The organism is Nonomuraea sp. GTA35 (genome assembly GCF_041950525.1).
In the GTDB taxonomy this organism is placed as follows: domain Bacteria; phylum Actinomycetota; class Actinomycetes; order Streptosporangiales; family Streptosporangiaceae; genus Nonomuraea.
This window is the reverse complement of record NZ_JBGNUV010000001.1, coordinates 682,649-703,575: the sequence shown is the minus strand read 5'-3', so window position 1 is coordinate 703,575 and position 20,927 is coordinate 682,649. Positions and strand designations below refer to the sequence as shown.

At 74.1% G+C, this 20,927-nt stretch carries 20 protein-coding genes; 6 read left to right on the top strand and 14 right to left on the bottom strand.

All coding sequences use genetic code 11. The features are described from left to right. From ACBJ32_RS03115 to ACBJ32_RS03095, 5 genes are all read right to left on the bottom strand, one after another. Positions 1 to 1,044: a class I SAM-dependent methyltransferase gene (locus ACBJ32_RS03115; protein WP_375125312.1), complete on the bottom strand. Its 1,044-nt coding sequence runs from the start codon at positions 1,042 to 1,044 to the stop codon at positions 1 to 3. Next, complete coding sequence (locus ACBJ32_RS03110) at positions 1,041 to 1,871, bottom strand: class I SAM-dependent methyltransferase (RefSeq protein WP_375125311.1); 831 nt, start codon at positions 1,869 to 1,871, stop codon at positions 1,041 to 1,043. The genes ACBJ32_RS03115 and ACBJ32_RS03110 overlap by 4 nt, the downstream gene beginning before the upstream one ends. A 116-nt stretch (positions 1,872 to 1,987) precedes the next feature. Next, positions 1,988 to 2,599 carry a hypothetical protein gene (locus tag ACBJ32_RS03105; RefSeq protein WP_375125310.1) on the bottom strand — a complete coding sequence of 204 codons (612 nt, stop codon included), beginning with the start codon at positions 2,597 to 2,599 and terminating at the stop codon, positions 1,988 to 1,990. 20 nt (positions 2,600 to 2,619) lie between these two features. After that, positions 2,620 to 2,976: a fluoride efflux transporter CrcB gene (gene crcB / locus ACBJ32_RS03100; RefSeq protein WP_357889258.1), complete on the bottom strand. Its 357-nt coding sequence runs from the start codon at positions 2,974 to 2,976 to the stop codon at positions 2,620 to 2,622. After that, positions 2,973 to 3,437, bottom strand: a complete 465-nt coding sequence (locus ACBJ32_RS03095) for a CrcB family protein (RefSeq protein ID WP_375125309.1) — start codon at positions 3,435 to 3,437, stop codon at positions 2,973 to 2,975. Before ACBJ32_RS03095 ends, crcB begins: the two co-directional genes overlap by 4 nt. 72 nt (positions 3,438 to 3,509) lie before the next feature. On the opposite strand from ACBJ32_RS03095, the gene ACBJ32_RS03090 reads away from it, so the two are divergent. Continuing rightward, positions 3,510 to 4,223, top strand: a complete 714-nt coding sequence (locus ACBJ32_RS03090) for an HNH endonuclease family protein (RefSeq protein ID WP_375125308.1) — start codon at positions 3,510 to 3,512, stop codon at positions 4,221 to 4,223. On the opposite strand, the gene ACBJ32_RS03085 is transcribed toward ACBJ32_RS03090, so the two are convergent. Beyond that, complete coding sequence (locus ACBJ32_RS03085) at positions 4,220 to 5,059, bottom strand: GDSL-type esterase/lipase family protein (protein ID WP_357889265.1); 840 nt, start codon at positions 5,057 to 5,059, stop codon at positions 4,220 to 4,222. The two genes, ACBJ32_RS03090 and ACBJ32_RS03085, sit on opposite strands and share 4 nt — an antisense overlap. Positions 5,060 to 5,277: 218 nt before the next feature. Here ACBJ32_RS03085 and ACBJ32_RS03080 point away from each other — a divergent pair, with 218 nt between their 5' ends. Continuing rightward, positions 5,278 to 6,507 carry an isochorismate synthase MenF gene (locus ACBJ32_RS03080; RefSeq protein WP_375125307.1) on the top strand — a complete coding sequence of 410 codons (1,230 nt, stop codon included), beginning with the start codon at positions 5,278 to 5,280 and terminating at the stop codon, positions 6,505 to 6,507. A gap of 11 nt (positions 6,508 to 6,518) precedes the next feature. Here the strand turns inward: ACBJ32_RS03080 and ACBJ32_RS03075 are convergent, their stop codons facing one another. Then, positions 6,519 to 7,139 carry a YigZ family protein gene (locus ACBJ32_RS03075; protein WP_253742636.1) on the bottom strand — a complete coding sequence of 207 codons (621 nt, stop codon included), beginning with the start codon at positions 7,137 to 7,139 and terminating at the stop codon, positions 6,519 to 6,521. Positions 7,140 to 7,219: 80 nt separating this feature from the next. Between ACBJ32_RS03075 and ACBJ32_RS03070 the strand changes: the two genes are divergently transcribed. From ACBJ32_RS03070 to ACBJ32_RS03060, 3 genes are all read left to right on the top strand, one after another. Next, the gene (locus tag ACBJ32_RS03070; RefSeq protein WP_375125306.1) at positions 7,220 to 7,606 is read left to right on the top strand and encodes a hypothetical protein; all 387 of its coding nucleotides are present in this window, start codon (positions 7,220 to 7,222) and stop codon (positions 7,604 to 7,606) included. 83 nt (positions 7,607 to 7,689) lie between these two features. Continuing rightward, positions 7,690 to 9,741 carry a hydantoinase/oxoprolinase family protein gene (locus ACBJ32_RS03065; RefSeq protein WP_375125305.1) on the top strand — a complete coding sequence of 684 codons (2,052 nt, stop codon included), beginning with the start codon at positions 7,690 to 7,692 and terminating at the stop codon, positions 9,739 to 9,741. Further along, positions 9,738 to 11,366: a hydantoinase B/oxoprolinase family protein gene (locus ACBJ32_RS03060; RefSeq protein WP_375125304.1), complete on the top strand. Its 1,629-nt coding sequence runs from the start codon at positions 9,738 to 9,740 to the stop codon at positions 11,364 to 11,366. Before ACBJ32_RS03065 ends, ACBJ32_RS03060 begins: the two co-directional genes overlap by 4 nt. Here ACBJ32_RS03060 and ACBJ32_RS03055 read toward each other — a convergent pair. Further along, on the bottom strand, positions 11,356 to 12,654 hold the full coding sequence (locus tag ACBJ32_RS03055; RefSeq protein ID WP_375125303.1) for an MFS transporter: 1,299 nt from the start codon (positions 12,652 to 12,654) through the stop codon (positions 11,356 to 11,358). The two genes, ACBJ32_RS03060 and ACBJ32_RS03055, sit on opposite strands and share 11 nt — an antisense overlap. After that, positions 12,651 to 13,223: an ArsR/SmtB family transcription factor gene (locus ACBJ32_RS03050; RefSeq protein ID WP_375125302.1), complete on the bottom strand. Its 573-nt coding sequence runs from the start codon at positions 13,221 to 13,223 to the stop codon at positions 12,651 to 12,653. Before ACBJ32_RS03050 ends, ACBJ32_RS03055 begins: the two co-directional genes overlap by 4 nt. Before the next feature lie 167 nt (positions 13,224 to 13,390). Between ACBJ32_RS03050 and ACBJ32_RS03045 the strand changes: the two genes are divergently transcribed. Then, the gene (locus ACBJ32_RS03045; protein ID WP_375125301.1) at positions 13,391 to 14,521 is read left to right on the top strand and encodes an aminotransferase class I/II-fold pyridoxal phosphate-dependent enzyme; all 1,131 of its coding nucleotides are present in this window, start codon (positions 13,391 to 13,393) and stop codon (positions 14,519 to 14,521) included. Here the strand turns inward: ACBJ32_RS03045 and ACBJ32_RS03040 are convergent. The 5 genes from ACBJ32_RS03040 to ACBJ32_RS03020 all read right to left on the bottom strand — a co-directional run bounded on the left by ACBJ32_RS03040 (position 14,516) and on the right by ACBJ32_RS03020 (position 20,754). Then, the gene (locus ACBJ32_RS03040; protein WP_375125300.1) at positions 14,516 to 15,367 is read right to left on the bottom strand and encodes a metallophosphoesterase family protein; all 852 of its coding nucleotides are present in this window, start codon (positions 15,365 to 15,367) and stop codon (positions 14,516 to 14,518) included. The two genes, ACBJ32_RS03045 and ACBJ32_RS03040, sit on opposite strands and share 6 nt — an antisense overlap. 47 nt (positions 15,368 to 15,414) lie before the next feature. Beyond that, on the bottom strand, positions 15,415 to 17,202 hold the full coding sequence (locus ACBJ32_RS03035; RefSeq protein ID WP_375125299.1) for a helix-turn-helix domain-containing protein: 1,788 nt from the start codon (positions 17,200 to 17,202) through the stop codon (positions 15,415 to 15,417). 155 nt (positions 17,203 to 17,357) lie between these two features. Next, positions 17,358 to 18,392, bottom strand: coding sequence for a DUF917 domain-containing protein (locus tag ACBJ32_RS03030; protein ID WP_375125298.1), 1,035 nt, complete (start codon positions 18,390 to 18,392; stop codon positions 17,358 to 17,360). Next, positions 18,380 to 19,450, bottom strand: coding sequence for a hypothetical protein (locus ACBJ32_RS03025; protein WP_375125297.1), 1,071 nt, complete (start codon positions 19,448 to 19,450; stop codon positions 18,380 to 18,382). Before ACBJ32_RS03025 ends, ACBJ32_RS03030 begins: the two co-directional genes overlap by 13 nt. Then, positions 19,447 to 20,754: an MFS transporter gene (locus tag ACBJ32_RS03020; protein ID WP_375125296.1), complete on the bottom strand. Its 1,308-nt coding sequence runs from the start codon at positions 20,752 to 20,754 to the stop codon at positions 19,447 to 19,449. The genes ACBJ32_RS03025 and ACBJ32_RS03020 overlap by 4 nt, the downstream gene beginning before the upstream one ends. Between the last annotated feature and the right edge of the window lie 173 nt (positions 20,755 to 20,927).

The window sequence follows — 20,927 nt, the reverse complement described above, 5'->3', positions numbered from 1 at the left end:
TCACGGCCGCGCCTCGTAGACGATGTTGAACGGGGTCTCCGCCACCCGGCGGAACCGGGTGAACCCGGCCTCGGCCGCCAGCCGCCGTACCGGCTCCTCGCCCGCCTGGGCGCCGAGGGCGTAGCCACCCTCCTGCGACAGCGCGTTGGGCACGCACAGGAATGCCGAGAACGCGTAGTAGGCGCGGCCCACCGGGTTGAGGTTCTCGCTCAGCGACCGGCCCGCCGCAGGCTCCACGATCATCCAGGTCCCGTCGTCGGTGAGCCGGCCGCGCACCTGACGTGCGGCGCCGAGCGGATCGCCCATGTCGTGCAGCGCGTCGAACGTGGTCACCAGGTCGTACGGCCCGCCGTCGAAACTCTGCGCGCTGCCCACCCGGAACTCGACCTGGTCGCCGAGCCCGAGAGCCTTCGCCCGCTCGCGGGCCTGCTCGACGGATGCCCCGTGGTAGTCCCAGCCGACGAACGCCGAGGCGGGGAAGGCCCGCGCCATGAGCGTGGTGGACGCGCCGTGCCCGCATCCGACGTCGGCGACCCGGATCCCGGCGCGCAGCCCGCCTTCCACGCCGTCGAGCGCGGGCAGCCAGGCGCTGACGAGGTTGGCGGTGTACCCGAACCGGAAGAAGCGCTCGCAGCCGGAGAACACGTCGTCGTCGTGCTCGTGCCAGCCGAGCCCCTTGCCGGTGCGGAACGCCTCGGTGATCCGCGGCTCGGCCTTCAGCGCGCCGATGGCGAGCTGGAAGCCGCCGAGCACGGGGCCGTCCGGGTCGGTGAGCGCGTACGCCTGCTCCTCGCTCAGGGAGTAGTGTCCCGTCGCGGCGTCGTACTCGACGTAGCCGCCGGCGGCCTGCCCGCGCAGCCACTCCTCGACGTAACGCGGGGCCGTGCCCGTGCGATCGGCCAGCTCCTGCGGCAGTTGCGGCTTGTCGGCGAGTGCCCGGTAGAGGCCGAGCTTGTCGCCGATCACGACTCCGCCCGCCGCCATGGTGGCGCCGACGTCGCTGACGAACTTGCCGAGGAACTCCATGAGTCGTGCTTCGTTCATTGCGATGATCTCCCCTGTCGTGATCGGTGTGTTCGGTGATGGGCGGTGCCGCGGACGGCCCACGCTCCGGCGGTCAACGGGATGGAGCCGTCCGGAGCTGCGGGCAGGCGGGCGCGGAGCGACTCCCGCAGGGCGCGCCGGCGTTCCTCGGTGAGGGACGTGACGTAACCGGGCGCCGGTCCCTGGCCGCCGAGGAACGGCCCCCAGTAGTCGTCGAACCCGGCGAACGTGGTGGCCGTCCCGATTGCCCGGACGGTCACGCCGTCCAGGCCGGCCCGCGTCCACAGGGCGCGCAGGCCGCCGGGCCGGCACAGCGGGAACCGGCGTGCCTCGTCCAGCTCGGCCGCGGCCGGGTCGAGGGCGATGGCGGCGTCCCAGAAGTGCCTGATCATTTCCATCCCGCCGGCGTAGTCCCACACGTAGGCGGCGACGGTGCCGCCCGGCGCGGCGACCCTGGCCGACTCCGCCACCGCGCGCCCCGGATCGGGGACGAAGTTGAGCGCCAGCCCGCTGACCACGGCGTCGAACCGGCCCGCCGGCAGCGGCAGCGCCCGCATGTCGCCGCCGCGGAAGCCGGCGCGGGAATCGGTGACCCGGTTCCGGGCAGCGGCCAGGAACCCCTCGGAGGTGTCCAGGCCGAGGACCTCGGCGGGCTCCGCCACCGCGAGGATCGCCGCGGTCAGCGCTCCCGTGCCGCACCCCGCGTCCAGCCAGCGCGCGCCGCCGGGCACTCCCAGCCAGCGCACGAAGGCCTCCGCGACACGGCGGCTCCACCGGCCGACGTACGCCTCGTAGGCGTCCCCGGCGGACCAGACCTCAGCGACCATCACGCCTCCCTTCCCTGGAGGCGTGACATTCCGTTCCATCGCGGGTTCCGGCGCCTGATTCCGTGACAGCGTCACGACGAACGCCGCCCTGGACGCCCGCGGCAGCAGCTGTCGCGCTAGAGGCGGGGCGGGCGCGCCGTCACGCTGCGGGCGACGGCCTGGGCGGCCTGCCAGGTCAGGTCGGCGTGGGCGGCGAGCGCCTGGGCGGTGATGACGAGCGCGCGGCCCCCGCCGAAGGGCACCAGATGGTGGGATTGACGCCAGCTCTCGCCCTCGTGCCGGTAGGCGAGGTGCACCGACTCCAGCCCGGGGTCCCGCTGCTGGGACACCATGGTCTGGCCGGGGCCGGCCAGCTCGACGAGCGGCGGGATGCGGTCGCGGGCCAGCGGGCCCTGCGGATAGATGAGGGACTCGTCCGGGCCCCACAGGTAGAACGGGGTGGAGTCGCCGGTCGGCGGGGACTCGATGGCGAAGGCGTCCGGCCAGATCACCGAGTACTGCGACGTCTCGATCCGCCAGACCTTCTCGCCGGGGCCGGGGAGCACCTCGACGACGTGCTCGACCGTGCGGGCGTCGGTCACGTCGACCGCCGCCGTGCGCGTCGCTTCGCCCGCCCCGTGAATGACGGTGACGACGCCAGGGGTGTCGGGAGAGCGCTCGAAGCCGTAGGGCCACCAGGGCACCAGGGTCACTCCGTGCCCCGCCAGCCGCGCTAACACATGGCTCACGTGTCGTCCCTCCCCGGCGATCATACTGCCTGGGCCAGCGCCGCCCCGCAGTAGGCCGCTCCCAGGCCCGCCACCACGCTGGCCACCGCGTTGGCGGCCGCGTGGAAGCGGGCGCCCTCCTCCACCAGCCGCACCGTCTCGTACCCCAGCGTCGAGTACGTCGTCAGCGCCCCGCAGAACCCCGTGCCCGCCAGCGCCCACACCGCACTCCCGGCCGGCAGCGCGGCCAGGAAGCCCAGCAGCGCCGACCCGGCGACGTTGACCGTCAGCGTCCCCCAGGGGAACACGGTGTCGTGGCGCGCCTGCACGGCCCGGTCCGCCAGGTAGCGCAGCGGCGCCCCCACCGCCGCCCCCAGCACGATGAGCAGCACCGTCACCGCGCGCCCGCCCCCGCCGCGGCGGCGGCGCGCCGGGTCAGCCACATGCCCGCCACCACCGCAGCGAGCGCCGCGAGCATCGTGGCGGCCAGGTAGGCCAGCCCCGTCACCGGCGCGCCCGCGGCGACCGCCCGCTGCACGTCCACCACGTACGTCGAGAACGTCGTGTACCCGCCCAGCACCCCCACCCCCAGGAACGGCCGCACCAGCCGGTGGGCGGTCCGCACCTCGGTGATCACCACCATGAGCACCCCGATGAGCAGGCAGCCCGACACGTTGACCAGGAACGTCGCCCACGGGAAGTCGGCGGGGCCGCTCGGCAGCGCGGTCTGCGCGCCGTACCTGGCCAGGGCGCCGAGCGCGCCGCCTGCCGCGATCGCGGCGAGCACCGGCCAGTGCAGCTCGGCCCGCTGCGCCGGCACGTGCAGATCGACGTCCGGATCGATGGGACGATCAGTCACACAACCCTCCCCGTGTCAAAACTGGCGATGCCGGGAATTTCTCTAGACAACCTGGAGCTCATGGAGGCGTGCTTGAGCACCAAGGACGCGGTCGCGGTCCTCGCTGGAGCCATCATCGTCGTTTCCCTCATCGGCAGCGCCAAGACCCCGCCTGCGACGGCGGCCAGCCCTCTGGGCAACATCAGCGGCACCCTGCCGGGTCTGGCACCCATCATCTCCGACGCCGACAGGTCCGAGGCGCGGGGGCTCATCAAGCGGCTGCGGGTGAAGGGGTTCGGCCCCAACACCGGTTACGCGCGCACCCGGTACGGGGAGAACTGGGCCGACAGCGCGACCGGGGTGCCGTACGCGCGCAACGGCTGCCGCACCCGTGACGACCTGCTGGCCCGCGACGGGCAGAACGTGAAGTTCAGGGCCGGGTCGAGCTGCGAGGTCGTGTCGATGGAGCTGACCGACCCCTACACCGGGCGGCTGATCCACTGGCGCAAGGACAACGCCGACGAGGTGCAGGTCGACCACGTGGTGCCGCTGAACTACGGGTGGCGGATGGGCGCGCCGCGGTGGCCGATGTCCAAGCGGCTGGACTTCGCCAACGACCCGCTCAACCTCCTGCCCGTGGACGGCGAGGCCAACGAGCAGAAGGACGCCTCGGGGCCGGCGAGCTGGCTGCCGCCCCGGCGGGCCGTGCGGTGCGCCTACGTCACCCGGTGGGCCCAGGTGTCGCTCAAGTACGACATCCCCGTCACCTCGGCCGACAAGAGGACCATGCTCGCGCAGTGCCGCTAGCGCGGGTCGAGCCAGGTGAAGCCGCGCGCGTAGGTGCGCTCGGCCAGCACCCGCTGCCCGGCCGTGTTGGGGTGGAAGTAGTCCCACTTGCTGACGTGGTCGAGGGTGAACGGGTAGGAGAACACCGCTCCCCCGTCGGTGCGGCAGTTGCGGCCGTACGCGGCGCAGGCCCCGGCGGCGGCGCGGTTGTAGGCGATCACGCGGGCCCGCACCCTGGCCCGGCGCTGGTCGTCGGCGCGCCGGGTCGAGGTGGGGGCGGCCAGCATGGACTGGCAGATACGGCCGGTCGCCCAGAACGTGCGGGCCAGCGCGTTGTCCTTGCCGACCTGCCACAACCGCCGCACGTCGGGGACGCTGGCGATGAGCACCCTGGCCCCCGGCACGCCGGAGCGCAGCTCGGCCAGTGCCGCGTCCAGGCGCCGCCGGTAGGTGCCGACGGGGGTCATCGACTGCTCGGTACGGGTGCAGGCGTCCTGGGCGCCTATGAGAATCGTCACGTAGTCGGCCTTGGCCGCGACGGCCTTCCTCATCTGGCCGAGCAGGTCGGCGCTGGTGGCGCCGGGGACGGCGAAGTTGAGGTTGTGCTTCTGGAGCGTTCCAGACAGCTCGGTGAGGCGGGCGTAGTGGCTGCTCACCTCTCCGCTGTCGCCGGTGGACCAGGAGCGGGCGGCGCAGGAGACGTACCAGCCGCAGGCGTTGAAGCCGGTGGAGATGGAGTCTCCGAGCGCGGCCATGACGCTGGGGACGGGCTGGGCGGAGGAGGCGGCGGCGGGGAGAGTGCCCGAAGCGGTGAGCACGACGGCGGTGGCCAGGACGGGCCCCAGGCGAGCGATCATGGGCTCCAAGTTAGGGAGCCGATCAGCGGCCCACCATGACCTCGGGGCGAGGTCTGCCAGTTCAGGACCGACTTCATATCGCAGCTTGACAGACCAGACCGGATAGGGTCCGTCCCAATACTCCTTGGCATCCGGTTTTTTCTGGGTTCTTTGCCCGTAACCGCGCATTCACGGGGGTCCGAGTCGAACGTGTTCAGTTCCCGCATAGAGTGTCTTGGGTGAGTGTCGCGCTCGGAACAACCCGCCCGCTGCCGGTTCGCACCACCCCTGTCGGCGACCCCGGTGACCTGCTGGCTTCCCTCCCCCGGACGGCCCCTTACGCGTGGATCAGGAACGGAGAGGGCCTCGTCGGCTGGGGAGAGGCCGCCCGTGTGGCCGTGCCGCCGGGGCCCGGCAGGTTCGCCTGGGCCCGCCAGTGGCTGGCCACCGTGCTCGGGGACGCGCAGGTGCACGACGACGTGCGCACCCCCGGCTCCGGCGCGGTCGCCTTCGGCAGCTTCACCTTCGACGAGGACGCCCGCGGCTCCGTCCTCGTGGTCCCGCGGGCCGTGCTCGCCCGCCGCGACGGCCACGCCTGGCTGACCACGATCGGCGACGCGCCGCTGGAGACGTTCACCCCGGTCCGCGACCCGGGCCGGATCAGCTACGGCGACGGCAGCCTGACCGCGCCCGAGTGGGAGCACGTCGTGGCGCGCGCGGCGCGGCGCATCCGCGAGGGCGAGCTGGAGAAGGTGGTGCTGGCGCGCGACCTGGTCGCCACCGCCGAGCGGCCGATCGACGTGCGGCTGCTGCTGTCCAGGCTGGCCGCGCGCTACCCCGAGTGCTACACGTTCTCGGTGGCGGGGCTGGTCGGCGCGACGCCGGAGCTGCTGATCCGGCGCACGGGGCAGGAGATCGAGTCGCTGGTGCTGGCCGGCACGACCGCGCGGGGCACCGGCCCGGCCGACGACCTGGCGCGCGGGGCGGCGCTGTTCGCCTCGGCGAAGGACCGGCACGAGCACGAGTGCGCGATCGCCTCCGTGCGCCAGACGCTGTCGCCGCTGTGCTCCTCGCTGACCACGCCGGACGAGCCTGAGCTGCTCGTGCTGCCGAACGTGCAGCACCTGGCCAGCCACGTCACCGGGCGGCTGGCCGACGGGGCGTCGGTGCTGGACGTGGTGGCGGCCATGCACCCGACGGCGGCCGTCGGCGGCACCCCGACGAAGACGGCGATCCAGGTCATCCGCGAACTGGAGGGCATGGACCGCGCCGGCTACGCCGGTCCCGTGGGCTGGATCGACGCCAACGGCGACGGCGAGTGGGGCATCGCGCTGCGTTCCGGGCTGGTGCAGGGGCGGCGGGCGCGGCTGTTCGCGGGCGGCGGGATCATGGGCGACTCCGACCCGGCGGCCGAGCTGGCCGAGGCACAGGCGAAGTTCCGCGTCATGCAGTACGCCCTGGAGGGCTGACCGCGAACGGGTCAGGCGGGCACGTGGAGGTCGTCGCCGAGCTCCACGCGGGCCCGGCCGGCCGTCAGCGTGGCCACCCAGTCGGCGAACGCGGGCACCTCGTCGTCGCCCACCGCGACGTCGAAGGTGACCTCGCCCGCGTACGTCACCTCCCGCACCGCGTGGCGGGAGGCCCGCAGGTCGTTCTCCACCCGCCCGGCCTGGTCGTGCGCGACCGCCACGCGCACCAGCTTGGCCGGGACCATGCGCACGGGCTCGGCCCGGTCGAGCGTCTCGGTGACCGCCGAGCCGTAGGCGCGCACCAGCCCGCCCGCCCCCAGCAGGGTGCCGCCGAAGTACCGCGTCACCACCGCCACCACGTCGCTGAACCCCCTGCCCACCAGCGCCTGCACCATGGGCGTGCCCGCGGTGCCGCCGGGCTCGCCGTCGTCGTCGCCCTTCTGGATGCGCTCGCCGATCACGTACGCGGTGCAGTTGTGGGTGGCCGCGGGATGCTCGCGGCGGCGCCCGGCGATGAACGCCGCGGCCTCCTCGACGGTGCGCGCCGGGGCCAGGGCGCAGATGAAGCGCGAGCGCCGCGCCTCCGTCTCGTGCTCGACGACGGTCTTCAATGTCAGGTACGAGGCAGGCACAGTCGCAAGGGTATGCCCTCGCCGCCGGAACTATGGGAGCTACGATCTCGTCATTCCATAAGGACCTATGGGAGGGTCTCATGGACACTGCGGACGACATCATGCCCTTCGTCACGGCGGCGATCGACGCCTACGGCACCGGCGTGCTGGCCAAGACCAGCGAGCTGGCCGCGGACACCGAGGTGGCCCGCGGCTCGCGCATCCTGCAACGGGTCTTCGGACGGGGAGACGCGCAGGCCCACCAGGTGATCGGCCGCGTGGCCGGCGCCAAGCCCGACGACGAGTCAGGCCGGGCCGCGTTGCGGAGCGCGATCATCGAGGAGTTCCGGGCGGACCCGCTGTTGCGGCGGGAGGTGGCCGCGATGCTCTCCCGGGTGGCGCTCACCGCCTCCGGGGACCGGCCGGTGGCGGTGGGGGGCCGCACCAGCGGCGTGATCGTCACCGGGGACGGCAACCGGATCGGCTGACCCTGCGGGATGCACTGCCGCTCGCCGCGGGATGTGCGCCCCGCACATCGGGGCGGGCGCCGCCGCCTCGTACGGTTCACCGCATGAGCTATCGCGTCGCCATGGACATCGGCGGCACCTTCACGGACGTCGTCTGCTACGACGAGCGGTCCGGTGCCGTCACGGCCTCGAAGGCGCCCACCACGCCGGGGGATCTGGCCGAGGGTGTGTTCGCCGCGCTCGGCCGGGTCGTCGACGATCCGGCGGGCATCTCGTTCTTCGTGCACGGCACCACCCAGGGGCTCAACGCGCTGCTGGAGCGCAAGGGCGCCCGCGTGCTGCTGCTGGCGAGCCGGGGTGGCCGGGACGTCTACCAGATCGCCAGGGGCAACCGGGACCGCATGTTCGACCTGCGTTACCGCAAGCCGGCGCCGCTGGTGCCGCGCCAGGACGTCATGGAGGCGGGCGGCCGGCTCGACTACCGGGGGCGGGAGCTGGCGCCGCTGGACGAGGAGTCGGTGCGGGCGGCGGCGCGGCGGGCGCGGGCCGAGGGGTTCGACGCGGTGGCGGTGTGCCTGCTGTTCTCCTACGCCAACCCGGCGCACGAGGTCAGGGCGGGCGAGATCCTGCGGGCCGAGCTGGGCGAGGACGTGCTGGTGGTGCTCTCGCACGAGGTGGCGCGGGAGTGGCGGGAGTACGAGCGCACGTCGTCGGCGGTGCTGGAGGCGTACACCGGGCCGGTGGTGCGCCGGTACCTGGCCGGGATCGAGCGGCGCTTCACCGAGCGCGGGCTGGCCGTGCCGGTGCACGTGATGCAGTCGTCGGGCGGGCTGGTCAACGCCTCGTACGCGATGCGCCGCCCGCTGCAGACGCTGCTGTCGGGGCCGGTCGGCGGGACGATGGGCGGCGTGGCCGCCTCCCGGCTCCTCGGACTCGGGCCCGGCGCCGGCGGGGCGAGCCGGGGCCATGTGATCTGCGTGGACATGGGCGGCACGTCGTTCGACGTGTCGCTGGTCGTGGACGGGCGTCCGGACGTCAACAGCGAGGCGCGCATCGAGGGGTACCCGGTGCTGATGCCGATCGTGAACCTGCACACGATCGGCGCGGGCGGCGGCTCCCTCGCCTACGCCGAGGCGGGCGCGCTGCGGGTCGGCCCGGAGTCGGCCGGCGCGGTGCCGGGGCCCGCCTGCTACGGCAGGGGCGGCACGCGGCCGACCGTCACCGACGCGAACGTGGTGCTCGGGCGGGTGGATCCGGCGTGGTTCGCCGGCGGGCTGATGACGCTGGACGTGGAGGCCGCCGGGGTCGCGGTCGCGGAGCTGGCCGGGGAGCTGAGGCTCGATCCGCTGGCACTGGCCGAGGGCATCTGCGACGTGGCCAACGCCAAGATGGCGCAGGCGATCCGCACGCTGACCGTGGAGCACGGGGTGGAGCCGCGGGAGTTCGCGCTGGTGGCGTTCGGGGGCGCGGGGGCGATGCACGCGGCGTTCATCGCGCGCGAGCTGGGGATCTCCGAGGTGGTGGTGCCGCGCTTCCCGGGGGCGTTCTCGGCGTGGGGGATGCTGGAGGCGGAGGTGCGCAGGGATCTGACGCATCCGTACTTCCGGCCGCAGGACACGCTCGACGGCTCCGACATGTCCGGAAATCTTGTGACTTTGGAGCGGGATGCGCTCGACGCGCTCGCCGGGCAGGGCGTCCCGGAGGAGCGGCGGCGGGTGGAGCACGCCGTGGACATGCGGTACGAGGGCCAGGACTACACGCTCACCATCCCGCTGCGCGACGCCGCCGAGCCGGCCGAGCCCGGCTTCCTGGCGGAGATCGCGGCCCGCTACGCCGAGGCGCACACCGCGCGGTACGGGCACGCCACGCCGGAGGCGCCGGTGGAGTTCGTCATGCTGCGCAGCACCGGGTTCGGCTCGTTCCCGCGCACCGCCGCCCCGGCCGCCGGCGTCCCGGAGCAGCACGCTCCGGACGTCCGGGATGTGATCTTCGACGGCGAGGTGCACCGCACCCCCGTGCTGCGCCGCGCCGGCCTGGACGGCGAGCTGGCCGGGCCCGCGATCGTGGTGGAGGAGACCGCGACCACGGTCATCCCGCCCGGCTGCCTGGCCACCGTGGACGACAACGGCTTCCTCATCCTGAAAGTGAACACGTGATCGACCCCGTCACCACCGAGATCATCCGCTGCGCGCTGCTGCAGGCGGCGGAGGACATGAACACCACCCTCATCCGCAGCTCCTACACCCCCGTCATCTACGAGGCCAAGGACTGCGCGGTCGCGCTGCTCGACCGCGACCACAACGTGCTCGGCCAGTCGTCCGGGCTGCCGATCTTCCTGGGCAACCTGGAGGTGTGCACCCGCGAGACCGAACGCCTGTACGGGCGGGAGGTCTGGCAGGAGGGCGACGTGTGGGTGCTCAACGACTCCTACATCGGCGGCACCCACCTCAACGACGTCACCGTCTACGGCCCGATCTTCGCCGACGGGGAGCTGGCCGGGTTCGCCGCGTCGCGGGCGCACTGGCTGGACGTCGGCTCCAAGGACCCGGGCGGCTCCATGGACTCCACCTCGATCTTCCAGGAGGGCCTGCGGCTGGGCCCGGTGAAGGTGTACGCGGGTGGCGAGCCCTGCCGCGACCTGCACGAGGTCATCTCCCGCAACGTACGGTTCCCGGCCGCCACGCTCGGCGACCTGCGGGCCCAGGTGAGCTGCGCGATGACCGGGCAGCGGCGGCTGAAGGAGATCGTCGGCCGGTGGGGGCTGCGGACGGTGCTGGCGGCCCGCGACGAGATCTTCGCCCAGACCGAGCGCATGGAGCGGGCGGCCATCGCGGCCGTCCCCGACGGGGTGTACGAGGCGTCGGGGTTCCTCGACAACGACGGCATCGACCTGGCCACGCCGCTGCCGGTGAACGTGACGGTCACGGTGTCCGGCGAGAGCATGCACGTGGACCTCACCGACTGCGCCGACCAGGCGCTCGGCCCGGTCAACTGCGGCGCGGCGCAGGCGGTGGCGGCCGTGCGGGTCGGCTACAAGCTGCTGGTCTCCGGCGACGTGCCGCTGAACGGGGGCTCGTTCCTTCCGCTGTCGGTGGAGACCAGGCCGGGCTCGATGCTGGCCGCCGAGTCGCCGGCCGCCTGCCAGTACTACTACTCGCACCTGGGGCTGCTCATCGACCTCGTGGTCAAGGCCCTGGCGCGGGCGATGCCGGACAAGGCGGCGGCGGCCTCGTACGGGGACTCGATGATCGTGCAGTTCACCGGGACGGACCCGCGCACCGGCAAGCTGTACGTCTCGCAGGAGGCCACCGTCGGCGGCTGGGGCGCCTGGGAGGGCGGCGACGGCGAGAGCTGCCTGATCAACAACGTCAACGGGTCGCTGCGGGACATGCCGATCGAAGTGCTGGAGACGCTGTTCCCGGTCCGCGTCACCCGCTACGAGGTCCGGCCGGACACCGGCGGGGCCGGGCGGTGGCGGGGCGGGAACGGGGTGGTGCGGGAGTACGAGTTCTGCGGGGACACGTCGTTGTCGCTGTGGTTCGAGCGGTCGGTCACCCCGGCGTGGGGGCTGGCGGGCGGCCTGGCGGGCGCTCCCCCGCGCGTCACGCTCAACCCGGGGACCGACGGGGAGCGGGAGATGCTCAAGGCCAACGCGCTGCCGGTGCGGGCGGGGGACGTGCTGCGGTGCGAGTCGGGCGGTGGCGGCGGCTACGGGCCGCCCGAGCTGCGCACGCCGGAGGCGACGGCGGCCGACCTGGCCCAGGGCATGATCACCCGCTGACCCCGCCCCTCGGCTGCGGGCCGAGCGCCGTCCCGGTGCCCTCCGCCGGTGCCGGGACGGCGGAGCGGCCGCGGCGCCGGTCCATCTCCCGCCATTCCGGGCGCAGGCCGGTCACGCCCGTGGCCAGGGCGTAGGCGGCGCCGCAGGCCAGCAGGACCGGCGCCAGGCCCGCCAGCGACACCGCCGCCCCGGCCAGCAGGCCACCGACGGGGATGCCGGCCCAGGCCAGCGAGGTCTGCAGCGCGCCCACCCGGCCCAGCAGCCCGCGCGGCACCCGCTCGTACGTGATCGCTCCCAGGATCGGGTTCAGGAACCCCCCGGCGAACCCGCTCACCGCGAACACGGCCACGATCCCCCACACCGGCAGGTCGGCGGCCAGGATCAGGAACCGCGGCGGCCCGGCCAGCAGGAACGCCACGAAGAACACCGGCCGCCGCCGCATCCGGTGCGCCACCGCCGCCGCGACCAGGCTCCCGCCGACCGCCGTCAGGCCCATCACGCCGCTGTTCAGCCCGAGCACGGCGGGCCCGTGGCCGGACTCCTTGGCCCACACGGGCGCGAGCACCTGGGAGAAGGCCGCGTCGAGCAGGTTCGTGACGCCTACCACGACGATCAGGGCGAGCAGCAGCGGCTGGCCGCGCAGGAACGCCGCCCCCTGCCCGAACCGCCGCCAGTACCCCTCCCGCTCCCCCTCCGGCCGCGCCGGCGCCCCCTGCCCCATGCCGCGCGGCAGCGCCCAGGCCACGATCAGCGAGCCCAGCGCGAAGCATCCGGCGCTCACCCCCAGGCTCGTCATCGGCCCGAGCGCCACGACGATCACGCCCCCGGCCGCGGGCCCCACCGTCTGGGCCAGCCGTTCGGTGACGCCCATGAGACCGGTGGCCCGCTCCAGCGGCACCCGCCCGCGCTCGGCCGCCTCCGGGATCATGATCTCCTTGGCCAGGTCGCCCGGCCCGCGGGCCGCGCCGATCACCGCGACGAGCGGGACGAGCGCGCCCAGCGGCAGCACGCCGAGCACGTGCAGCAGGACGACCGTGCCGGCCGCCGCCGCGCTGACCACGTCGGCGATCCAGGAGACGCGCCGCGGCCCCACCCGGTCGAGCATGGGCCCGACCAGCGCCTTGACCAGCACGTACGGTGCCATCTCGGCGAACGCCACCATCCCCGTGTGCACCGCGCTCCCGGTGCTCACGTACACGAACCAGGGCAGCGCGATGGCCGACACCCGCGTCCCGGTCAGCGCCACCGTGATGGCCGCCAGCACTCCTGCCAGGGAGCGCGACCTCATGCCGGGTCCGGCAGGACCTGGGTGATGAGCGAGACCCGGACCGCGTCGTCGGGAGCCTGCGCGTCGGGCTCGTCCGGGCGGTAACGGGAGATCACCTCGCCCAGGTCCGCGCGCAGCCGCCGCCCCTCCTCCGGGGTCAGGCGCAGCGCGTACGAGCTGAGGTCCAGCACGCCGCGCCACTCCCTGGACATGGTCTGCATCTCGTTGAGCGCCTGCTGGGTGCGCATGTTGTACAGGGCGGCGACGGACTGCATGTACGCCAGCACCGCCTCCGGCTCGCGCTCGGCCAGCTCCTCACCCGTCAGCCGGGTGACGCGGTGCACCGAGCGCCACCACCGCTCGCGCGCGTTGCCGCGTTCGACGTCCTCCTCGACGAACCCGGCCGCGCCGAGCCTGCGCAGGTGGTAGCTGGCCGTTCCCGAGTTCACCCCCAGGCGCTCGGCCAGCCGGGTGGCGGTGGACGGGCCGTGCTTGCGCAGCAGGTCCACGAGCTGCACGCGCACGGGGTGGGCCAGGGCCCGCAGGCCGCGCGCGTCGAGGACGACGACGCTCTTGTCGGGTTCGCTCATGATCTGGAGACTAGACTGCAAACAGTTCTTCGCAAAGAGTTGTTCGCGAAGAAGTGTTTGCGGTTAGCGTTGTCCCCGCCCGGATCGAATGAAACGTCCAGGTTGGGCATAACATCCGACGCGATCCCCCCGTACGTGCCGCCCGCCGAGCCCAGAAGGAGCCGTCCATGAGCCGACTGCCCGACTTCCGGCTGGAGGTCTACTTCTCCCGCTGGGAGTTCACCGCGCGGCACCACCTGACCGCCTCCGACGCCCAGACCATGACCATGGCCGAGCTGCTCGCCCTGGCCGACCCCGACGACGCCCGCGCCTGGGAGACGCTCTCGCTCGGCTACACCGAGACGTTCGGCGCCCAGGAGCTGCGCCAGGCCGTCGCGAGCACGTACGAGCAGGTCGGCGAGGACGCCGTGATCTGCTTCACCGGCGCGGAGGAGGCCCTCTACCTGGCCATGCAGGTCCTGCTCGGCCCCGGCGACCACGCCGTCGTGATCACCCCCAACTACCAGGCCGCCGAGACCGTGCCCCTGTCACTGTGCGAGGTCACCGGAGTGGCCCTGGACCCCGAGCGCGACTGGGCGCTCGACCTCGACGCCGTGGAGGCGGCCATCCGCCCCGCCACCCGCGTGGTGTCGATCAACTTCCCCCACAATCCCACCGGTACGCTCATCCCCGCCGCTGACCTGGCCCGCCTGGCCGCGATGTGCGAGGAGCGCGGCATCCACCTGTTCAGCGACGAGGTGTACCGCGGCCTCGAACTCGACCCCGCCCGCACGCTGCCGCAGGCCGCCGACCTGTCGCCCACCGCGCTGTCGCTGAACGTCACCTCCAAGTCGCTCGGCCTGCCCGGCCTGCGGATCGGCTGGATCGCCTGCCGCGACCGCGAGCTGCGCTCCCGGCTCGAACGCGCCAAGCACTACACCACCATCTGCAACTCAGCACCCAGCGAGGTGCTCGCCCGGATCGCGATCAAGGCCAGGGACCGGATCCTGGAACGCAACCGGGGCATCATCGCCGCGAACCTGCCCCGGTTCGAGGCGTTCTTCGCCCAGTACGGCGACCTGTTCGAGTGGCGGGCGCCCGACGGCGGCTGCGTGGCCTTCCCCCGCTACCTCGGCCCCGGCGGCGTCGAGTCGTTCTGCACCGAACTGGTCGAGCGGGCCGGCGTGCTGCTGCTGCCCGCGAGCATCTACCGCTCCGAGCTGACGGACACGCCCCGCGACCGGTTCAGGATCGGCGTGGGACGCGCCGACCCCGAGCCCGCCCTGAGCGCCTTCGCCGCCTATCTGAAGGGGCTATGAGTTCGGCAGCACGTCGCGCAGCAGGCGGCGGTTGCCCGGGCGCGGCTTCCACTCCCTCGGGTAGCCGAGCGAGACCTCCTCGAAACGCACCCCGTCGTGCCAGGTGACGCGCGGGATGTGCAGGTGACCGTAGATCATGGCGGCCGTGCGGTGGCGGCGGTGCCAGTCGCGCGTGGCCGTGGTGCCGCACCACTGCGCGAACTGCGGATAACGCAGGACGTCCGTCGGCTCGCGCACCAGCGGGTAGTGGTTGACGAACACCAGCGGCACGTCGTCGTCCAGCCCGGCCAGCCGCCGGCTGGTCAGCGCCACCCGGGCACGGCACCAGGCGTCGCGCGTCGGGTACGGGTCGGGGTGCAGGACGTACTCGTCGGTGCAGACCACGCCCGTGCTGTGGGCGTAGGTCAGGGCGCTCTCCTTGGTGTGGTGGCCCGGCGGCAGGAACGTGTAGTCGTACAGGAGAAACAGCGGCACGATCCGCACCGGCCCGCCCGCGCCCTCCCATAACGGATACTCGTCCTCCGGGGTGACGACGCCCAGCTCCCTGCACACCCCCACCAGGTGCTCGTAGCGCGCCACCCCCCGCAGCTCGGGCGGCTCGCCCGGCACGGTCCACAGCTCGTGGTTGCCCGGCACCCACACGACCCGCTCGAACCGGCTCGCCAGCAGGCTCAGCGCCCACGTGATGCCCTCCAGCCGCTCCCCCACGTCGCCCGCCACCAGCAGCCAGTCGCCTGGCGTGACGGGTTTCAGCTCCGCCACGATGGCCCTGTTCTCGGGATAGCCGATGTGCAGGTCACTGACGGCCAGCAACCTGCTCGCGCCTGACAGCTCCGCCTCCGCCAACGGGATCTCCTTCCGGAAGTGCCGATACGAGCATGCCATGCGCGTTCTCAGCGCAGCATCACGTGGCAGGCGAGCTGCAGGGCCAGGCGGGTGGCGGCGTCGTCGAGGTCGAAACCGGCGGACTTGATGCGGTCCAGCCGGGTGGTGATCGTGTTGCGGTGCACGCCCAGCCGCTCGGCCGCCTTCAGCGCGCCGCCCTCGTCCAGGACCGCTCCCAGCGTCTCCAGCAGCGTGCCGTCCCTGTCGATCGCCAGCAGCGGGCGCAGCACGACGGCCGCCGGAGCCCGCAGCGCCCCCGTCGGGAGCGCCCCGAGCAGCTCCGCCGGGCCGATCCGGTCGGCCCGTTGCACCATGCCCGCGCCCGCCACGTACGCCGCCGCCTCCGCCCCCAGCAGCGACTCCGCCAGCACGTCCAGCCCCTCCACCTGGCCGCCCACTCCCCCGGCGCACAGCCACGGCATGCTCCGCAGTGCCTGCCGGATGCGTTCGGCCAGCTCGTCCGGGCCCAGCGCGGACCAGCCCGCCCAGCCCTCGCCTCTGACGATGACCGGGACCTGGCCGAGGGTGGCGGTGATGAGCGTGTAGGCGAGCTGGGCGTCGCCCGGCTCGGTCAGCGGGCGGATCCGGTACGCCGTGAGCGGGCCCCTGACCGGCCAGCCGAGCGCGATCGCGGCGGCCCGCACGCTGTCGCCCGCCGTCGCCTCGGGCTCGTGCTCTGATCCGGATTCGGGTCTGGCTCCACGCCCGGGCCTGGGCTCGCGGCCAGGCTCGGTCGCGAGCTCAGGCCCGGGCTCGCGACCGGGCTCAGGGGCGGGCTGGGGGGCGGACTCGGAGGCGGACTCGGAGGCGGCCTCGCGGCCGGGCGCGGGCGCTGGGGCGGGCTCTGGGGCGGGCTCCGGCGCGGCGAGAACGTGTTCGGGCGCGGTGAGGACGCGTTCGGCGAGCGACGCCTGCAGGGTGAAGTCTCGGGAGGCACGCAGGCGCTCCCGCGCGGCCCACGCCGTCAGCGGCGCCACCGCCAGCCCCAGCACGGTACGGACCACAGCCGGCCAGCCAGGCGACCGCGACGACCCGGCGGCCACCAGCGTTCCCAGCACCCCGCCCTCCTCGTCGGGCACCACCACCTCGGCCGACCACCGGCCCCGCCCACCGGCGGACTCACCTCCCACCTCACCCCGCCCCGGCCCCGCGACCGGTCCGCCGGCCGCGTCACGCTGGCCCCGCTCCGCAACCGGGCCGCTCCCCGCGTCACGCTGCCCCCGCCACGCGGCCGTGTCGCCGACGGCGTCACGCCGGCCCGCGAGGGGCAGGCCGTACCGGTCGAGGAAGGCGACCGAGGTGCCCGGCAGTTCCGCGTTCAGCACGCCGAGCACCCGACGCGCCGACGCGCCCGCCTCGGCCAGCCGGGTGGCGCAGCGGGCCACGAGCTGCGTGCGGGCCGCGTCCGGGCGGGAGGCGGCGGACGCGACCCGCACCGCGACGATCAGCGGATCCTCGTCCACGAAGATCAACGTCACGCCGAGCCGCTCCGCCAGCACCTCACCCGAGCCCTCGCTCAGCCTGCCCGCGGGCGCGATCACGCACGCCGCCGCCTGCTCCCAGGCCCGGCGCATGGCCATCTCCACCGCCCAGCCCCCGCTGGCCGCCGTCCCGATCAGCACCACCGCCGTGTGCGGCGCGACCGTGGCGAACACCGACGGCTCGTCCACGATCCGCACCCCGCGCACGGGGTTCTCACCCGCGCCGTACATCCGCGCCCCGGCCAGCGGCCCCGCGTTGACCAGCTCCGCCACCGTGACCGGCGCCTCCCATCCCGGCGCCCGCACCCCGCTCATCGCGAACCCCCCGTTCGGTGGCGTCGCACCACACTCATCGCGAACCCGTCATTCGGTGGCTCCGCACCACGCTCATCGCGAACCCCCCGTCCGGCGGTCCCGCACCCGGCACTCAGGCAACCGCTCACCGCGAGCCCCCGGCCGCGGGAGGCCGCTCACAGCGCGATCCCGAACGCGCGCGGCCCGCCCAGCGCGAGGCCACGGTCCGTGTGCCACACCGGCGCGGCCTTGACCACCATGATGTCCACCTCCAGGCCGGGCTCGGCCTTGTCCACGTCCACGACCATCCCGTCCGCCGTCGAGATCATGCAGATCTGGTCCGGCACCGTCGCCACCACCGCCCCGTCCGCCAGGGCCAGCAGGATCTCGTTGTGCGCCTCCAGCCGTACCAGCCGCCGCAGCCCCTCCGACTCCCGCAGCACGATGCTCGACGGCAGCGACGGCAGCGGCAGCTCGCCCCCGTGCCCCGTGCTGCCCTCCACCGCCTGGATCCGCCCCCTGCACAACGTCCGCACCCCGTACGGCGCCGCCGCCGACCGCGGCGCCCCGGGCTCGCCCGCCCGCATGAGCAGGCTCACCGTGCCCGGCACCAGCACCCGCGCCAGATCCCCCGCCGCCATCGGATAGCACGCCGCCACCGCCCACCCCCCGACCGCCAGCACCACCGGGCGCAGCAGCTCCTCCACCCGATCGGCCGCCGTCTCCAGCAGCACCAGCTCCCCCGACCCGCCCGCCAGCGCCAGCGGTGCCGCGCTCATCCCGCCCAGCGTGTACGTGGTCTGCTCCACCAGCGGGAACACCCGCCCCGTACCGTCGCCGTCCACCAGCGGCAGCCCCAGCCCGGCCGCCGCGATCAGCGGGATCAGCGCGTTCTCGGCGGCCAGGTTCAGCGCCACCACCGCCCCGGCCCGCTCCCCCAGCCTGCGCTCCAGCGCCCGCACGGCCCGCTCCGGCTCGTCCCCGGCCGGCAACTGCTCGCCCAGCGCCGTCGTCGAGCCCACCAGGCTGACCACCACGCACAGCGTGCCCGGTGCCAGCTCACCGGCCGCCACCAGCTCGACGCCCGGCCCGACCACCGACGCGGCCCAGTCGTAGGCCAGGTTGTACGACGACTGCGCCGCACCGGTCGCGAACAGCCGCGACCCCGCCGAGAACCGGCCGAGCCCGTCGAGGTCGATCAGCCGGCCCACGGCCGCCCGCCCGCCGTCACCCGCACCCGGTAGAGGCCGTCGGGCAGGTACGACAGCGGATTCACCGTGACCTCGTCGATCCCGGCCGAGCCCGGCGCCGCTCCCGCGCTGACCACCCGGGTGAGCGCCTCGTCCCTGGCGTCCCGCAGCACCCGGTCCAGCTCCGCCCGCCCCCTGGCCTGCACGATCCGCTCCACGTGCGCCTCCGGCCGCCCGAGCGCCGCCCCGTACGCGGTCGCCACCCCATCCGGAATCTCCACCCCCGCCGCGGTCCCCACCCGATCCGGAACCTGCGCTCCAGCCGTGCTCCCCGCCCGATCCGGAGCCTGCGCCCCGCCCGAAGCCGTCCCACCGCCCGAAGCCGTTCCCCCGTCCAAGACCTCCACCCGTCCATCGCCCCGGGAGAGCGCCGCCCGTCCCCGGGCCAGGCTCGCCGCCGCCCCCCGATCACAGGTCAGCGGAAAGCGCCGGAAGTAGTGCGCCGACACCAGCCCGCCTCCCGACCTCGCGAAGTACGCGGGCACCCCCGGCAGCTCCCGCGCCACCTCGTCCGCGATCCGCCCCGCCTCGGGCCCGAGCGCCGCGTTGCGGATCGCGTCCGCCTCCCGCTCCCGCAACCCCGGATACCCGAACTCGTACGACAACGTGATCCGCGCCTGCGGCACCTCGGCCGCCACGATCGCCGCCACCTCCAGCTCGTGATCGGCCAGCATCGGCGACCCCGTGGCCGTCACGGCGAAGTCCACCAGCCCGCACGTGGCCGCGAACCGCCGCACCGCCTCGGTGTCCAGCGGAGCCAGCGGACGCCCCGTCACGCTGTGGCCGCCCCGCACGATCGTGGCGGCCCCCGACCCGACGGCGGGCCCCAGCGCCTCGGGGCACGGGCCGCCCACCCGGATCGCCGCCACCGGCGCCGTGGGCACCCCGCCCAGGTCCACCGCCACGCACGCGCGCGACGCGTTACGCGCCGCGCCACGGGCCACGGGCCAGGTCGCGGCGCCGTCGCCGACGGCCACCACCGTGGGCGCGGCCTCCCCGAGGGCGACGCCGAGGATCACTCCAGCTCGCGCCCTTCCGTCTCCGGCAACGGCACGGCCAGCAGCGCGGTCGCCACCATGAACGCGTTGATGACCAGCATCGTCGCGGTGAACCCGGTGGCGTTCGCGAGCAGCGCGCCCACCGCCGACGGCGCCACCGTGGTCGCCACGAGCTGGGCCGCCGTGGCCCACGAGTAGCCGGTGCCGCGCAGGGCGGTCGGGTAGAACTCGCCGTTCCAGGTGTTCCAGACGCCCCACGCGCCCATGCTGAAGAACGACAGCACGAAGTTGCCCGCGTACAGGCCGAAGGAGGACCCGGCGGTGGCGAACCAGAGCCCGCCGAGCGCCGCCGCCACCACGTACACCAGGAAGACCCGCTTGCGGCCGAACCGGCCGGTCAGCAGCGACGCGCTCACGTAGCCGGGGATCATCATCAGCGCGCTCAGCGCGGCGAACCCGAGCGAGGCCGACAGCGTCAGGCCGCGCTCCTGCAGCAGCGTGGGCAGCCACGTCTGCAGCCCCCAGTAACCCCAGTTGAAGACGAAGTTCAGCGCCAGCATCACCAGCGTGATGCGCGCCAGCCCGCCGCGGAACAGGTCCAGCGGGCGCCCCACCCGGTGGGCGGCCACCGTGAACGTCGCCTCGGCGTCGGGGCTGCCCAGCGTGCGCAGCACCGCCCGCGCCTCCTCCTGCCGGCCGCGCGCGGCCAGCCAGTACGGCGACTCCGGCACCCACGCCCTGATCGCGAACGCCCACAGCCCCGCCACCGCGCTGGCGACCACCACCACGTGCCAGCCGAGCCCGCCCAGCGCCGTCGACGCGCCGATCGCGGCCAGCATGCCGATCGGCCACCCGATCGACAGGTACACCGCCGCCCGGCCGCGATGCCGGGTCGGCAGCAGCTCCAGGAAGAACGGGAACGTGATCGTGTACACGCCGGCCAGCGCCAGCCCCGAGGCCACCCGCAGCGCCACCAGCACCTCCGCGTTCGGCGCGAACGCCGAGGCCAGCGCGATCACCCCGTACGCCAGCAGCGACCAGAACGCCGTCGGCCGGCGCCCGATCCTGTCGGCCACCGGCCCCCACACCAGCACCCCGGGGATCATGCCGAACGCCACCGCCGACAGCACGAGCCCGACGCCCGCCTCGTCGATGCCCAGCTTCGCGGCGAGATCGCCGGAGACGTACACGAGGGCGAGCTGTTCCCACGACTCGATGACGAACGCGACGAACAGCGCGAGCGCGATGAGCACGTGCCTGCGCGTGAACGGCATGCGGTCGAACGCCGCGCCGATCGGCAGGGTTGGTGAGTCGATGGCCGTCATGGTGCTCCTACGGAGGGGGGCGGAATCTGGCCGCACCCTACGGCGGGCGGGTGGCGCCGTGCCTGTGCGTGCCGCCCTGTCCGGCCCCCTTGACCTGTGCGGGCCGCCCGGGGGTCGGTCGCCGGGCGGCCCGCCCGGTTCGGGCAGCCGGGTAATAACGGCCCCGGGGGTCT